We start from the raw sequence: 13,059 nt of genomic DNA, 5'->3' as shown, positions 1-13,059 counted from the left end.
CATATCAATTAAAAAAAGATTTAAACTTTCTCTCCGTTAACCAGAACTTCGTACCCGATTTCTACATTCGGTTCTAAAGTTTTTGATACGGAACAATATTTTTCAAAAGACAGTTCAGCTGCCTTTAATGCTTTTTTAGGATCAATATTTCCTTCCAAAAGAAACTTCACTTTAATGGATTTAAATGGCTTTGCATCATCTACAGGAATTCTTTCTCCTTCTACTTCTGCCTGGAAGCCGGTAATTTCCTGACGCTGTTTTTTCAGGATAGAGACCACATCTATTCCGCTGCATCCGGCTACGGCCATCAGTACGCTTTCCATAGGAGAAACTCCTTTAGCACCTGGCTGTGAAGTGTTGTCCAAAAGAATTGAATTCCCTTGGGAATTGGTACATTCGAATAAAAAGTCCTCGTTTATTCTGTTTAGTGTTATTTTCATTTTCGAATTTTATTGTAAAATTTTTAAGTTCCTTTCAGAATGGTAACTGATTGTATCATTTATATAAAATCAGTTTAGCCGTGATGGAGACCATTAGATTTATTATACAAAATTATAAAATTCCCCGCGCTTTTATCTCAAGATATTTATTGATAACGTCAATATTTAAATTTTCAGGCAAAGTGTATACCGTATAGATACCATATTTCCTCAGTTCCTGAATGATCAGTTTCTTTTCAAATTCAAATTTTTCAGCAATGATCTCATCATAGATTTCCTGCATACTTTCAGGATTTTTGTTGATAAGGGTATGCAGTTCTGAGTTTTTAAAAAATACAACGACCAACAGATGGTTTTTGGCAATACCGCGGAGATATTTCAGTTGCCTGTTTAATCCGTCAAGGGTTTCAAAGTTGGTAAAAAGCAGAACAAGGCTCCTCTGGTTCAGAGAATATTTTACATCCTGATACAGGCGGTTAAAATCACTTTCAAAAAAGTCGGTTTTAATGTTATACAATGCTTCCGATATCTTTTTCAGCTGTCCTGATTTATTTTCAGCAGCAACTTTGTTCTCCGTTTTTTTAGAGAAGGTCATCATTCCGGCCCGATCGCCTTTCTTGAGGATAATATGAGACAGGGCCATTGCTGCATTGATAGAATAATCAAGCAGACTGAGACCGTTGAAAGGCATCTTCATCGTTCTTCCCTTATCAATCAGAATAAAGATACGCTGAGATTTCTCGTCCTGAAACTGGTTAACCATCAACCTGTTTGTTTTAGATGTGGCTTTCCAGTTGATGGTTCTGATATCATCTCCCGGAACATATTCCTTGATTTGCTCAAACTCCATGGTATGCCCCAGTTTTCTGATCTTTTTGATTCCGCCCAACATAAATTCACTCTGCAATGCCATCAGTTCATATTTTCTGAGATGAACAAAAGACGGATAAGCAGGCAGCATAGCATCTTTCTGGAAATTAAATCTTCTGGCTACAAATCCTAATGGTGAAGAAGCATACACATTCAGGTTTCCGAAGCTGTATTCTCCTCTTTCTTTAGGTTCAAGGCTATACTGGAAATAAGTATTCCTGCCGGATTCAATATCTTTTGTAATCAGAAAATCTCTTTTCTGGAACTGAAACGGAATTTCATCAATGATTTTCGTACTGATCTTAAAACCGTAGTTATTTTTAATATCAATTTTCACAAAATTTTCATCCCCGTTGGATAGTTTTTCCGGGAGTATTCTTTGGGCAAACAATGCATTCTTCTGATTAAATAATAAAAGATAATCTACCATTACCGCAAGAAAACACAGCAGCAAAAGAATGTGAGCAACCCACATCAGAACCGGGAAGAAAAATGCAAGGACATACATGATCCCCACTCCAATGAGCGAAAAGAAAAAGCGTGTATTGATGTATAGGTTTTTCATATTTTCAGGAATTAGGGATTAGGATGAAGGGATCAGGGATTTAACTATAGTAAACAATTACCTGTTAAGCTAATCCCTTCATCCTAATCCCTCCAAAATCTATCTAGGAATCTCTATCCCTTCCAGGATCTGGCGTATAATTTCATCTGCTGTAAGCCCTTCCATCTCTCTTTCCGGAGAAACGATCACTCTGTGCCTTAATACAGCGTAACTTGCTTCTTTAATATCTTCCGGTGTTACAAAGTCTCTTCCCCTAAGTGCTGCAAAAGACTTGGATGCTGTAAGCAAAGCCAGTGAAGCCCTTGGAGAAGCTCCCAGATATAAGAACTGGTTTTCTCTTGTATTGACTATAATTTTGGCAATATACTCCATGAGCTGAGCCTCTACAATGATCTCTTTTACCAAATGCTGATAGTTTTTCAGCTGTTCTGCGGTAATGACACGATTTACCCCTTCTGTCTTGTCTTCTTTTTTACTTTCGTGCTGGTTTCTTATAATAGCGATCTCCTGTTCAAGGTTAGGATATCCTACATTGATTTTAAACAGGAAACGGTCCAGCTGAGCTTCAGGAAGCCTGTAAGTCCCTTCATGCTCTATTGGGTTTTGGGTAGCCACTACCAGGAATGGCTCATCCATGATATAACGGATTCCGTCCATGGTGATCTGCCTTTCTTCCATTACTTCAAACAATGCTGCCTGGGTTTTTGCCGGTGATCTATTGATCTCATCAATTAAGATAAAGCTGGAAAAGATAGGTCCTTTTTTAAACTCAAATTCAGAGTTTTTCACACTGAAAACAGAGGTTCCCAGGATATCGGAAGGCATAAGGTCCGGCGTAAACTGTATTCTGCTGAAGCCTGCATCAATAGTTTTTGCAAGGAGCTTGGCTGTGATGGTTTTTGCAACTCCCGGAACGCCTTCAATCAATACATGTCCGTTTGATAAAAGGGCTGCAATAAGATGTTCTACCATACTCTCCTGCCCTACAATAACTTTGGCTATTTCAGCTTTTACTTTGTCTAAACTGGCACGCAGCTCGATCATATCAATTCTTGACTGAAACTGATCCTCACTTTTATTTAAATTAATAGAACTTTGATTTTCTAAGTTCTGGTTTTCAAAGTTTTCCATAATTGTTTTTTTCTATATAACCATGTAAAAGTTTAACACTGCAGCAGGTTTTCCACTGCATGGTATTTCTGTTTACATTCTGTTGTTTATCTGGGCTGGCACATTATTATTGCATTGCCAGAACCGTTATATCAACTACCTGAGTATTTCATCAAGAAGTTTATTCATTCTTACAAGATCTTCTTTCATAACGCTTGCATAAGGATCCTGTCCTTTTCTCATCAGGGTTATGGCTTCATCAATCATTTCTATTGGTTTTCCTGTTTTTAAATGAAGCTTATTGGCAAATTCCCCATCAAGATGCTGGGTATCTATCAGCAGGTCCATTCTTATCCTGTTCAGAAAATATTGGGCTTTTTTAGCCATCATATCATGAAAATTCCCTTCCTGAAGATAAAGATTTCCAATGCTTTTCACAAAATCTACCGAAGTATTTCTTAACGGCTCCAAAACAGGTACTATCCGTTGTTTTCTTTTTGCATTAAAGAAGATAAACAGCATAAGCCCTCCTAAAAATATCCACCACGCATACTTTAATGCAGGATTAGAAAGCACAAATCTCATGAAGAAACGTGAAACTTTGGTATCATTTTCCACAAACCAGATGGTTTCCCTATCCTGAAGATACGAAAAAACATCCTGTGCATATTTTAAGCTGCCGGGTTTTAACAGGTAATAATTCGTCAGGAAAAGCGGTTCACTGTGTACATAGATCGTTCCTTTTCCAAAGCTGGTTTTAATAAAATTGACCTGATCCGAATTATTTTTTTCAACTGTTTTTCCCAGTACATCCACTTTGGGTTTGATGAATGAAAATCCTCTGCCTGACGGAAATTTATCTAATTTAATAAAATCATTCTGATATTTCGTATCCGTAAGTTTCAGCACATTTTCCTCCGCAAAAGAAATATCTGAACTATGATAACCAATTGTATCCTCAATATTTTTGGGAACATGGCTTACTATAATCATAGCATCTGAACCGTCTGATACCTGATCCAGGATTTTCATCCAGGATTGTTTATCCAGATCTTTTTCTATGACGATAATATTGTGCAGGTTTTTCTTTCTCTGGCCGTAATAGTCATAAGGTGCCTGTTCTGTTTTACTCAGGTTATTTTTAAACAGGTCTTTGGCCTCATTATTAAAAACAAACAATCCGAAAGGAGATTTTTCATTGATATCAAAATTCTTCCTCCAGCTTGTGGTTTCTTTTTTATTGACTTCAAGCAACGCCAGAATAAGCATCACAACGATGAATATCACAGCATATATTTTGAAGGTTTTTTTCATGATTAAATTTATATTTTAACTAGACTAGAGTTTGAATGCCTGGTACTGGTTTTTAAATTTCAGGTAAGCCTGCTCATCAATAGTGAATTCTCCGTACCAGACATAATCGAAAATGTAGGACAGTCCGGAAAATTCTTTTTTCAGATGTTCTGCCTTAAGCTCCACCAGGTAATCTTTATTTGTTTTTTCAGGATTCCAGTTGATGTACTTTTTATCGCTCAGCTTTTTCAGGATGAAAAGAAACTGGTAACGGACCGCAGAACGGTAATCTCTTTCCCCTTCAAATTTTGCGATGCTTTCAGGAAAATTAATCTCATGAATATTTTCATGAAGCTCTTCTGCATTGATGTCTACTTTTCTGTTTTTCTTACCGAAGAAAAAGTTCCCGTCTTTTCCCATTAAATATTTAATGATAAAATAAAGAAGAAATCCTACCAGAATAATAGCAAACAAACGGATAAGAACGGTCGTAATTTTAGCAGAATCGGTAAAGACTCTTTCCCCGAAAATACTTTGAAGAATCTGGTCTATCCTTCTCATCAGCTTTTGCAGGAAAGATTCTCTTGGCTTGGAAACAGAATAATCAAATTCATTGCCTTTATATCTTGACGGAAGCTTTTCTTTGAATGTTTTGGGGTAGACTGTATTTTCCGAAACCGGTTTCATGATCAGGACAGAATCTGCACGGAACATATTTCTGTAATGTCCCGTTCCCAAAGAATCCGATATATATTCTTCTACTGTTGCAGGCTCATTTTCATCCTGTGCATGAACAGGACAAATGGAGAAAAAAAGCAGCAGAAAAAGAAGAAATCTATTCATTAATACCTATGGTTTCTATTTCTTCAAGTTCAATTTTCTGATGAAGATCTGTCCGGCTGTCGTAATACATAAGCCCCGCATTGATATACATCAGGTTGGAAAGCATTAATGAAGCCAGCATTGAAAATCCATAGAATACAAAGAAAATAATCCCTGCTGTTCCCGCAAAAGGATTCTCTTCAAAGTTTCCGTCAGGAGCAGATGCCAGCAGCGATCCGTAAATAAAAAACATCGGGATAAATGTAAATACCGAAGTAATCATGTACATAATAACGAACATGATAATGGATGCTCCCCAATACTTCCAGTATGGAGATTTTTCGTTTCCGTTCGGATAGGAAAACTGGGCTCTTATGGAATAACTTAAACTTTCTATAAAGCCTCTTTTTGTATTAAAATAATCATACATCAGAAACGCCGAGACATTGAATGCTGTAGGATATACAAGCAGCATCAGGAAAAAACCGATGATAATCAGCATCAGTAAATAGGAAAATCCTACCACGATCATTATTACAGGAAGCACAATAAACAGCATTCCTATGCACATTTTGGCAATCCTTCCGGCATTTCTCTTAAAATCTCCCAGGATTTCGTCTGTTTTTATCTTTTGGGCACCTTCGGTAATCCTTTTCATATAGAAAACCGGATAGAGGTAATTAACAATTCCCAGAAGGACAAAAAGTATAAAAACAAGTATGGCGGTAACGATCAGCATTCCGGCATTCTCTGAGAAATATCTTTCAAAATAATAGCTTTCTCCACTTATATTGGAACCAATAAGCTGTCCGAAAATTTCCCTGAATCCGAAAATTATGATGGCAACCGTTAAGATCAGCAGCAACCCGTTGATCAGGATATAGTTCTTAAAGTAATTTTTTCCGTATAATTTGAAAAAATTAAAGCTGTCACTGATGAAAGCTCCAAATTCTCTTTTTTTATAAAACTGCATCATGGGTTGGGTTATTAATTTTTTTATAAACCACTAAAGGATAAACAAAGTAGTAAAATCCTATAATGGCAAGTGAAGTGATTATTATGGTTAAATTTGCTGCAAGTGGCATTTTCAGAGCATGTCTTGTTACATAACCTTCGATAATTCCTGCACAAACGGTAAACGGAATAGTACTTAGGAAGATTTTAAAAGAGTCCTTGAAACCTTTTTTAAAGGAATTGAACCTTGAAAATGTTCTTGGAAACAGAATACTAGCTCCCAGAATCAGGCCGCACATGGCTTCCACAACCATGGCAAAGATTTCAAAGACACCGTGAAGCCAGATTCCTCTTGCGCTGTCTTTCAGGGCTCCGTAATCATAGAAAAAGTACTGAAACGACCCCAGCATAACACTGTTGGAAAGCAGAGCAAACAAAGTTCCTACCCCTCCGGTGATCCCATAAATATATAATTTCGCGCCCACCCCGATGTTATTGAAAATAATCCCGATTGTGCTTCCCCATGTTGAACCGCTCTGGTATATTCCTACTGCATTTCCTTTTTTAATATTTTCTATGGTTTCGTTTACATAATCTTCTCCTAGAATGATATTGGCAAAACCTTTATCATACATCCCTGAAAGCACTCCGATGGAAGTAAACAGGATAAAAAACAGAAAAGCGTACACAAGATATCTTCTGTATTGATACACAAGCAGAGGAACTTCTGTTCTGAAGAAATAAAGCAGCCTGTTTTCCTCTACTCTTTTCGTTTTATAGATCTTTTGGAATATCTGTGAAGAAAGATGGTTCAGGTATACGGTGGTATTGCTTTTGGGATAGTAAGTCTGTGCAAATGAAAGATCATTGATCAGGTTGATATACAGCGAAGACAGGTCATCCGGATTTTTTTTAATTTTCCCTTGAATAACCTGTTCAATTCCCAACCATTTTTCTTTATTTTGTTTAATGAAATAAACTTCTCTCATAATTGTAAGGCTAAAATAATAAAAATTATGTCTCAAATTGCGATAAATACCTCACAAAATGTAAATATTAATTTTAATATTGCAGGTGTTGGAGAAAGAATGCTTGCCTTTATTATCGATCTTTTGATAAAGGTTGCCTATGCTGTTATTATATTCTATCTTTTCTTCAATGTTTTCGATCTTGGGTATTTATTGACGGGGCTGGATCAATGGTCCGTAATGGCTGTTTATATTCTCCTTACATTTCCCATTTACATTTACCCCGTTGTTCTGGAAAGCCTTATGGAGGGCCAGACTCCCGGAAAAAAGCTTATGAAAATCCGAGTAGTAAAAATTGATGGCTACCAGGCTAGCTTCGGTGATTACCTGATCCGCTGGATGTTCAGACTGATTGATACTTCAGCAGTTGGTGTCATTGGCCTCATTTCTATGATTGTTTCCAAAAACAACCAGAGACTGGGTGATATTGCTTCCGGCACGGCTGTGATTTCTTTAAAAAACAACATCAATATTTCCCATACTATCCTGGAAAACATTCATGAAGACTATATTCCTTCATTCCCTCAGGTGATTGCATTAAGCGATAATGATATGCGGATCATCAAAGACAATTATACCAAAGCTCTGAAGGTAGACGACCGCCAGATCATCAGTAAACTATCTGATAAGATCAAGAGCATTCTAAAACTGGAAATAGACCCGACAAAAATGACGGAAAGACAGTTCATTAATGTAGTAATTAAGGATTATAATTATTATACGGGAAAAGATAATTAATGGATAACTTTCAATTGTCCATCTTGCTTCACAAGGAAAGATTAATTTTGTCTTGTCTCAGAAATATTTTTAGAATTCCGTCAGATAAAAATTGACTGCAGAGCCAATTCACTACTGGCTATTCATCATAATCTATTGCTCATTACTTATTATTCATCACTCATCATTACTGGTCGGTGTAATTTTTGTATCTTTAAAATAAAGGTTTGAATTATGAGATTTGAAAACAATAAATCAGGAAATGGCGGCGTGATTATGCTGAACAATGATGTAAAAGAGGTCGGAAGGCTTACGTATACTATTTTTCCGGAAGACAGTAAATTTATTATTTCTTTCGTTCTGGTCCATCCGGAATTTGAAGGCCGCGGAATGGGAAAATATCTGGTTGAGGAAGCGATAAAATTTGCCCGGGAAAACAGCTGGAAAGTATATCCTCACTGCTCCTATGCAAGAGCTGTAATGACCAGAATGAGTGATGTGGACGATATTTTTTTAAAGAACTAAAACCTCGTTTACCAGAATTTCTTCAATATCATCCGGATAATCTACTTTTAAGTGATGGTCTGAAGCAACCCATTCCATAATTTCCTGAAGGTTCAGCACCTTAGAATTCGGAATTCCCATAAGGTTTAAGGCACTGGCATTACATTCCTGTTCGTATTGGTTATGAATAGGGATCACAAAAAGTTTTTTATCCATAAATAAGGCTTCCGCGGGAGTTTCAAAGCCGGCATTGCATAAGATGCCGTCACAACTTTCAAAGCATTTCAGATATTGAACCTCGTCAATAGGGAAAACTTCTACATTTTTTATTTTTATCTGTGATTTGCTGTACTTTGAAAACACTTTCCATTGTACAGGAATCTGTTTTAAAACCTTGATGATATTCTCGTCCGCAAAACTGGGAAGATAAACAAGATAGTATCCTTTTTTATCAGGATTCAGATTTCGTATTTTGTGCCTGATCACAGGTTTTTTAATCTGGGGATGATAGTTTTCAAAATGAAATCCTATTTTTCTTTCACTGGGAACATAATATTTCAGGATCAGTTCACCCAGAAAATCCTTCTTTTCAGGCTTGGGTGTTTCGGCAAAACTCATAGAAGCCTGATGACTCAGCTCAATCATTGGTAATTTCTTCAGCTTTCCTGCCCATCCGGTGAGAGGCTCATAATCATTGATGATCAGATCATATTGTGAAAGCTCCAGTTCCCTGATTGTTTTTACCGCTTCGAGGAATTTATTTTCAGTAAACGTTTTGCGGTAAGATAAACCGCCTGTTTTGTTATACAGAAGGGAAATGCCTTTGTATTGGAAGTTAATGTCGAAATCCGCCTTCAATTGTGACTGATGCCCACTGATCAGCGTATCTACCGAAGCATATTTTTTGAGGATAGGAATAATTTCCTGTGCCCTGGCAACATGTCCGTTTCCTGTTCCTTGAAATGCATACAATACTTTCATTTAAGAAAAATTAGTTACTATTTTCAGAAGTTCGGAACTGTCCATATCCTGGATTTCTTCTGCTTCGTCGTCTTTAAGTGAATCTTTGTGATCGTCGTAATAAAATATTTTCCATTGCTTATCATGATATTCAAGAGCCGACAGGTTTTCTATCCAATCCCCGGAATTAAGATAAGTACACGATCCTTTTTTGGTTACAACTTCACGGATCTGGGGCTGATGGATATGTCCACAGATTACATAATCGTAGTGATTATCAATAGCCAATTCGGAAGCTGTCAGTTCAAAATCTCCAATGTATTTTACTGCTTTTTTCACATTGTTTTTGATCTTCTTTGAAAATGAATATTTCTCTCTGCCCATTTTCTCTAAAAACCAATTCACCATATTATTGATAACAATCAGGAGATCATAGCCTTTTCCGCCAAGCTTTGCAATCCATTTGGAATGCTGAACGGATGCATCAAAAACATCTCCGTGAAATATCCAGGTTTTTTTCTGATCTATATCAAGACAAATTTTATTGCAGACTTTCAGTTTTCCCAATTCGAAATCGGTAAACTTACGGAACATTTCGTCATGATTGCCAGTAATATAATAAACCTGTGTATTTTTAGTGGCAAAAGAAAGGATCTTTTTGATTACCTTCAAATGAGGTTTAGGGAAGTAAGACTTTTTAAACTGCCAGATATCAATAATATCCCCGTTTAAAACTAAGGTTTTAGGCTGTATAGAATTGAGATACCTCAACAGTTCTTTAGCCTTACATCCATAAGTACCCAAATGAACATCCGATATAACAACTAATTCAACGTTTCTTTTCATAGTTTTATGCAAAGAAACTAATTGAAAGTTAACTGTATATGAATGTTATATTATTTTTTACAGTGAATTCATCAGATCGTCTGTGATCTCCATATTGTGATACACATTCTGTACATCATCATCATCCTCAAAACGCTCAAGCATCTTCATATTGGCCTTGAACTGCTCTTCATTTACTTCTTTCGTATTGTTCGGAATTCTCTGAAGTTCTGCACTTTTTGCTTCAATTCCAAGCTCGTCTAATTTATGTGATAATGAACCGAAATCTTCGAAAGCCGTAGTGATCATTACTTCTTCTTCATCTTTTTCAACGTCTTCAGCACCACCATCAATCATTTCCATTTCAAAATCATCCCAGTCCATTTTGATCTGAGCAAGATCGATACTGAAAATTCCTTTTCTGTCGAAAATGAAAGCTAATTCTCCATTCTTACCAAGGTTACCATCAAATTTGTTGAAGATAGCTCTCACGTTGGCAACGGTTCTGGTTGTGTTATTGGTTGTGCATTCAACAAAGAAAGCAACGCCACCCTGTCCGTATCCTTCGTAGGTTACTTCTTCATAGTTTTCGGCATCAGCACCGCTTGCTTTTTTGATAGCTCTTTCCACATTATCTTTAGGCATATTGGCCCCTTTTGCATTCTGGATACATCTTCTTAAAGCCGGGTTGGCCTCAGGATCTGTTCCTCCAGCCTTTACAGCCAATGCAATATCTTTACCGATCTTGGAGAAAGTTTTGGCCATTTTATCCCATCTGGCCATTTTAGAAGCTTTTCTATATTCAAATGCTCTTCCCATTTTAATTTTTAAATTTCAACAAAATTAACTAAAAGTCAACAAAAAAAAAATACCCCCAAAAAATTGGAGGTATTTATTATTTAGAAAAATTTATTATTTTTTCTTTTTAACTACTTTTTTCTTAGCCGGAGCTTTTTTAGTAGCTTTTTTCACTGGAGCATCTTCGTAATCTTTTTTCTTGATTGCGTTCCACTCGTTAGCATCTTCGATAGCAGTTACGATAACTTTTCTATCAGCTTGTCTTTCAGCATCAGAAGCTTTTTCAGAAACTGTAGCTTTAGTTTCACCAACTCCGATTGATTTAAGAGCGTTTACATCAACACCTCTAGCCTCTAGAGCAGAAACTACTGAAGCAGCTCTTTGTCTAGAAAGTTTCAAGTTGTATTCAGCAGCACCTTTAGCATCAGTTTGACCTTCAACTAGGTAGTTACCACCGTCAGTTTTGATGATCTTAGCAGCGTTGTCTAGTTTAGCACTAGATTCTGGTCTGATAGTCGCTTTATTGAAGTCAAAGAAGATACCTTTAAGAGCATCAGTTGTTTCAATAGCTGTTTGCTTCTTAGGCTTAGGACATCCATTGTATTCTGGAAGACCTGGAACAGTAGGACAAGCATCATCTTTATCTAGGATACCGTCTTTATCTGTATCTGGCCAAGGACAACCGTTGTTTTCAGCAGGACCTGCTACTGTAGGACAAGCATCATCTTTGTCGATAACACCATCTCCATCTGTATCTGGCCAAGGACAACCGTTGTTTTCAACTGGACCAGCTACTTCTGGACATTGATCGTCTTTATCTGGAACTCCGTCACCGTCAGTATCAGGACATCCTTGGAATTCTGGTAAACCAGGAGTATCTGGACAAAGATCATCTTTATCTAGGATACCATCCTTATCTCTATCTCTGTTACCAAATCTGAATAAGATTGATGCAGAAGCTTGCCAGAAGTTAGCAACTGTAGATTTATCACCTGGAGTTGATACATAATCTCCCTGAATACCAAGACCGAAGTTTTTAGTTACCCAGAAGTTAGCACCAGCACCTGTAGAAACTGTAAAGTGGTTAGCCTTACCGTTTTCGTTACCACCGTCACCGTTAGCAACTAACTCTCCTTTGTAGTCATATCTAGGGAAAGCAAGAGCAGTGTAATCATGTCTCAGGTAGTTAGCACCAACTCTTAAATATGGATCGAACCAAGATTCTTCATTCCATAAAAGACCAGCTGCTTTAGCCTGGAAACCAAGACCTGTCATTAGGAAAAATTCTTTCCCCATGTTAAATCTTTTGTTGTCTACATTACCTACGGAAGTCTGCCAGTCGATAACTAAACCTTTACCGATGTTTCTAGCAACTGTTAACTTAGATAATGGAGGTGTAATAGAGAAGTTGTTCACATTGAACATTCTCTTCGTTAAATTATTAGCAGAGAACGTGTTACTGAATTCCGTCTGTGCTGCCTTGTGGTTTTCCGCATGAGCACCAACCCCGATCAACCACGGATTGTTGGTAGTCTGCGCGAAGACAGTAGAGGCAACAGTAAGCGCCAATGCTGAAATTCCTAATTTTAGATTTTTCATAGAATTAAATGATTAAATAATTGATAATGCAAAATAAATATAATTTTTCTTTATATACAAAGTTTTTTGAATGATTTTTAACTTTTCTTTAATATTCTGTCCAGGTTACGTTTATTTTCCCTATCTTTTATCGCTTCCCTTTTATCAAAGAGTTTTTTCCCTCTACCAAGCGCAATAAGCACCTTTGCTTTACCCTTGTCTGTGATATATAACTTTAGAGGAATAATTGTGTTACCTGCATCCTTTAACTTTTTTTCAAGTTTCTGCAATTCTTTTTTGTGCAACAGCAATTTCCGTTCCCTTTTTGTCTTGTGATTGTAAAAAGTTCCCAATTTATATTCATCAATCATCATATTAATAATGTATAACTCCCCATCAATAAACTGACAGAAGGATTCGGTAATAGATGCTTTTGATGAACGTAAAGATTTTATTTCCGTACCTGTTAAAACCATCCCTGCTTCAAATTCTTCAAGGATTTCATACTCAAAACGGGCTCTTCTGTTTAATATATTTACTGTTTTTTCGATTTTCATTGTAAAAATTCGTGATTAAATTGACCGGGTTATGCCTA

14 protein-coding genes are annotated in these 13,059 nt (G+C 36.7%); 2 read left to right on the top strand and 12 right to left on the bottom strand.

The window, feature by feature from the left end; genetic code table 11:
• Positions 1 to 20 precede the first annotated feature (20 nt).
• The 7 genes from HNP36_RS14300 to HNP36_RS14270 all read right to left on the bottom strand — a co-directional run bounded on the left by HNP36_RS14300 (position 21) and on the right by HNP36_RS14270 (position 7,043).
• A complete protein-coding gene (locus HNP36_RS14300; protein ID WP_184164911.1) occupies positions 21 to 440 on the bottom strand; it encodes an OsmC family protein in 420 nt (139 codons plus the stop codon).
• Positions 441 to 552: 112 nt separating this feature from the next.
• Entirely contained in the window at positions 553 to 1,875 is a 1,323-nt protein-coding gene (locus HNP36_RS14295; RefSeq protein ID WP_184164908.1) for a DUF58 domain-containing protein, read from the bottom strand.
• 99 nt (positions 1,876 to 1,974) lie between these two features.
• Positions 1,975 to 3,006, bottom strand: coding sequence for an AAA family ATPase (locus tag HNP36_RS14290; RefSeq protein WP_184164905.1), 1,032 nt, complete (start codon positions 3,004 to 3,006; stop codon positions 1,975 to 1,977).
• Between the two features lie 135 nt (positions 3,007 to 3,141).
• On the bottom strand, positions 3,142 to 4,299 hold the full coding sequence (locus tag HNP36_RS14285; RefSeq protein ID WP_184164903.1) for a hypothetical protein: 1,158 nt from the start codon (positions 4,297 to 4,299) through the stop codon (positions 3,142 to 3,144).
• Positions 4,300 to 4,323: 24 nt separating this feature from the next.
• Positions 4,324 to 5,121, bottom strand: coding sequence for a DUF4129 domain-containing protein (locus HNP36_RS14280; protein WP_184164900.1), 798 nt, complete (start codon positions 5,119 to 5,121; stop codon positions 4,324 to 4,326).
• Entirely contained in the window at positions 5,114 to 6,076 is a 963-nt protein-coding gene (locus tag HNP36_RS14275; protein WP_184164895.1) for a DUF4013 domain-containing protein, read from the bottom strand. The genes HNP36_RS14280 and HNP36_RS14275 overlap by 8 nt, the downstream gene beginning before the upstream one ends.
• On the bottom strand, positions 6,060 to 7,043 hold the full coding sequence (locus HNP36_RS14270; RefSeq protein WP_184164892.1) for a stage II sporulation protein M: 984 nt from the start codon (positions 7,041 to 7,043) through the stop codon (positions 6,060 to 6,062). The genes HNP36_RS14275 and HNP36_RS14270 overlap by 17 nt, the downstream gene beginning before the upstream one ends.
• Positions 7,044 to 7,070: 27 nt before the next feature.
• Between HNP36_RS14270 and HNP36_RS14265 the strand changes: the two genes are divergently transcribed.
• On the top strand, positions 7,071 to 7,820 hold the full coding sequence (locus tag HNP36_RS14265) for an RDD family protein (protein ID WP_184164889.1): 750 nt from the start codon (positions 7,071 to 7,073) through the stop codon (positions 7,818 to 7,820).
• 213 nt (positions 7,821 to 8,033) lie between these two features.
• Positions 8,034 to 8,324: a GNAT family N-acetyltransferase gene (locus HNP36_RS14260; RefSeq protein ID WP_184164886.1), complete on the top strand. Its 291-nt coding sequence runs from the start codon at positions 8,034 to 8,036 to the stop codon at positions 8,322 to 8,324.
• Here the strand turns inward: HNP36_RS14260 and HNP36_RS14255 are convergent.
• From HNP36_RS14255 to smpB, 5 genes are all read right to left on the bottom strand, one after another.
• Positions 8,313 to 9,284 (bottom strand): glycosyltransferase family protein, encoded by a 972-nt coding sequence (locus HNP36_RS14255; RefSeq protein ID WP_184164884.1) that lies wholly within the window; start codon positions 9,282 to 9,284, stop codon positions 8,313 to 8,315. The genes HNP36_RS14260 and HNP36_RS14255 overlap by 12 nt on opposite strands.
• Complete coding sequence (locus HNP36_RS14250; RefSeq protein ID WP_184164881.1) at positions 9,285 to 10,109, bottom strand: UDP-2,3-diacylglucosamine diphosphatase; 825 nt, start codon at positions 10,107 to 10,109, stop codon at positions 9,285 to 9,287. It abuts the gene before it with no gap.
• Positions 10,110 to 10,166: 57 nt separating this feature from the next.
• Entirely contained in the window at positions 10,167 to 10,907 is a 741-nt protein-coding gene (locus HNP36_RS14245) for a YebC/PmpR family DNA-binding transcriptional regulator (RefSeq protein ID WP_184164878.1), read from the bottom strand.
• A 93-nt stretch (positions 10,908 to 11,000) separates the two neighbouring features.
• On the bottom strand, positions 11,001 to 12,485 hold the full coding sequence (locus HNP36_RS14240; RefSeq protein ID WP_184164875.1) for an OmpA family protein: 1,485 nt from the start codon (positions 12,483 to 12,485) through the stop codon (positions 11,001 to 11,003).
• Between the two features lie 77 nt (positions 12,486 to 12,562).
• The gene (gene smpB / locus HNP36_RS14235; protein WP_040993570.1) at positions 12,563 to 13,021 is read right to left on the bottom strand and encodes an SsrA-binding protein SmpB; all 459 of its coding nucleotides are present in this window, start codon (positions 13,019 to 13,021) and stop codon (positions 12,563 to 12,565) included.
• Positions 13,022 to 13,059 lie beyond the last annotated feature (38 nt).

The sequence above is a fragment of the Chryseobacterium shigense genome (assembly GCF_014207845.1).
Classification (GTDB): Bacteria; Bacteroidota; Bacteroidia; order Flavobacteriales; family Weeksellaceae; genus Chryseobacterium; species Chryseobacterium shigense_A.
The sequence above is the reverse complement of the archived record's forward strand: the minus strand, read 5'-3'. Positions and strand labels throughout refer to the sequence as shown.

Bases quoted from the DNA above. Each gene is read 5' to 3' on its own strand.
- HNP36_RS14300 (WP_184164911.1), bottom strand. From the start codon at position 440: ATGAAAATAACACTAAACAGAATAAACGAGGACTTTTTATTCGAATGT.
- HNP36_RS14295 (WP_184164908.1), bottom strand. From the start codon at position 1,875: ATGAAAAACCTATACATCAATACACGCTTTTTCTTTTCGCTCATTGGA.
- HNP36_RS14290 (WP_184164905.1), bottom strand. From the start codon at position 3,006: ATGGAAAACTTTGAAAACCAGAACTTAGAAAATCAAAGTTCTATTAAT.
- HNP36_RS14285 (WP_184164903.1), bottom strand. From the start codon at position 4,299: ATGAAAAAAACCTTCAAAATATATGCTGTGATATTCATCGTTGTGATG.
- HNP36_RS14280 (WP_184164900.1), bottom strand. From the start codon at position 5,121: ATGAATAGATTTCTTCTTTTTCTGCTGCTTTTTTTCTCCATTTGTCCT.
- HNP36_RS14275 (WP_184164895.1), bottom strand. From the start codon at position 6,076: ATGATGCAGTTTTATAAAAAAAGAGAATTTGGAGCTTTCATCAGTGAC.
- HNP36_RS14270 (WP_184164892.1), bottom strand. From the start codon at position 7,043: ATGAGAGAAGTTTATTTCATTAAACAAAATAAAGAAAAATGGTTGGGA.
- HNP36_RS14265 (WP_184164889.1), top strand. From the start codon at position 7,071: ATGTCTCAAATTGCGATAAATACCTCACAAAATGTAAATATTAATTTT.
- HNP36_RS14260 (WP_184164886.1), top strand. From the start codon at position 8,034: ATGAGATTTGAAAACAATAAATCAGGAAATGGCGGCGTGATTATGCTG.
- HNP36_RS14255 (WP_184164884.1), bottom strand. From the start codon at position 9,284: ATGAAAGTATTGTATGCATTTCAAGGAACAGGAAACGGACATGTTGCC.
- HNP36_RS14250 (WP_184164881.1), bottom strand. From the start codon at position 10,109: ATGAAAAGAAACGTTGAATTAGTTGTTATATCGGATGTTCATTTGGGT.
- HNP36_RS14245 (WP_184164878.1), bottom strand. From the start codon at position 10,907: ATGGGAAGAGCATTTGAATATAGAAAAGCTTCTAAAATGGCCAGATGG.
- HNP36_RS14240 (WP_184164875.1), bottom strand. From the start codon at position 12,485: ATGAAAAATCTAAAATTAGGAATTTCAGCATTGGCGCTTACTGTTGCC.
- smpB (WP_040993570.1), bottom strand. From the start codon at position 13,021: ATGAAAATCGAAAAAACAGTAAATATATTAAACAGAAGAGCCCGTTTT.